At 56.1% G+C, this 838-nt stretch carries 1 protein-coding gene; it reads right to left on the bottom strand.

All coding sequences use genetic code 11. From position 1 onward, the window contains the following. Nucleotides 1-758 (bottom strand): IS5 family transposase (locus ACE1BR_RS21860; protein WP_374874013.1); only part of this gene is annotated, 758 nt, incomplete at its 3' end. Nucleotides 759-838: the final 80 nt, after the last annotated feature.

Raw genomic sequence — 838 nt, 5'->3', positions numbered from 1 at the left:
CGACGGTGATACCCCGATATTTTCTTCCAGTGCGCCAACCCTTCCTTACGCATCACCAGCACGGCCTCATTTCTTGGGTGCCCCTTTTTCCAGAGTCCAGCGTTCTTGCGAGGCGGGATACAGGCTGTCGCCCCTTTGCACGAGATAAGCTGATGGCTGGCTTTGTTGTCATAGGCGCCATCCGCATAAACACGTCCCAGCTTGCGCCGCAGTGGGCTGAGCAAGGTCGGCAATACCTCTGCATCATGGACATTTTCCAATGACACTTCTGCTGCCACGATATCGTGGGTTGCCGGGTCTACCGCCAGATGCAACTTGCGCCACACTCGCCGTTTCTCGGCGCCGTGTTTTCTGACCTTCCACTCGCCTTCACCAAACACCTTCAGCCCGGTTGAGTCGATGACCAAGTCGGTGATACGCCCCTTGGCGGGTTGTCGATAGGACACTTTCACCGTGCGAGCGCGCTTGCTGACACAGCTGTAGTCCGGTGCGCACAGCGGCACATTCATCAACTGGAACAGGGAGTCGAGTAGCCCCTGAGTGGCCCGCAGAGTGAGACTGAAAATCCCCTTGAGCATCAGGCAGGTATAGATGGTCTGGTCGGTGTAGAGCTGGCTGCGGCCCCGGCGCCCATGATGGTCGTGGTGGAACCAGTTGTTCATGGCCTCGGTATCAACCCAGAAGGTGAGGGAACCACGGTTAATCAGAGACCTGTTGTATTTAGGCCAGTTGGTGATGGGGTGAAGCGACGTGCCCATGATGCAGACTTGAAAGGGATGATGGTGATCAGATCACCAAGTCCTTAGTTAGTTCCATTCAAGCTGCATCGATTTGGGCA

The sequence above is a fragment of the Aeromonas sp. MdU4 genome (genome assembly GCF_041929505.1).
GTDB lineage: Bacteria > Pseudomonadota > Gammaproteobacteria > Enterobacterales > Aeromonadaceae > Aeromonas.
Note: the sequence above shows the minus strand (reverse complement) of the source record. Positions and strands in the feature narration are given on the sequence as shown.